General features: G+C 50.5%; 1 protein-coding gene. It reads right to left on the bottom strand.

Annotated elements, in window-relative coordinates:
• The coding region (locus IV45_RS07695; RefSeq protein WP_476703300.1) for an apurinic/apyrimidinic endonuclease family protein at nucleotides 1-503 on the bottom strand (503 nt) is incomplete at both ends.

Below are 503 nucleotides of genomic sequence, written 5' to 3'. Positions count from 1 at the left end.
TTCAGCTTGAAGTCCTTGTCCAGACCATATTCACGCATGAAGTTGATGGTGGTTGCGGCATCAAAGTCGTATTGGTGAGTAGTTGGTTCCTTCGGCTTAGGTTCCAGTAACATCTGAGCGTCAAAGCCAATCTCGTTAGCGTAATCCTTAGCCATGTGGAAGAAGCGAGCAATGTGAGCTTGTTCACGCTTCATGTCGGTGTTCCACAGGGATTCGTAACCTTCACGGCCGCCCCAGAAGACATAGTTTTCAGAGCCAACCCGCTTACCAATTTCCAGGCTGTGCTTCAATTGAGCACAAGCGTATTCGTAAATGGTAGCGCTTGGTGCCGTGCCGGCACCTTCAAGGAAGCGAGGGTTCGTGAACAGGTTGGACGTGTTCCACAGAACCTTCATGCCGGTGTCCTTTTGGTATTCCACGATCTTGTCAACGATCTTGTCCAGGTTCTTGTTGGTTTCACGTAAGGTGTCGCCTTCTGGTGCCAAGTCACGGTCGTGGAAGCA

It is taken from the genome of Limosilactobacillus secaliphilus, assembly GCF_001437055.1.
In the GTDB taxonomy this organism is placed as follows: domain Bacteria; phylum Bacillota; class Bacilli; order Lactobacillales; family Lactobacillaceae; genus Limosilactobacillus; species Limosilactobacillus secaliphilus.
The sequence above is the reverse complement of the archived record's forward strand: the minus strand, read 5'-3'. Positions and strand labels throughout refer to the sequence as shown.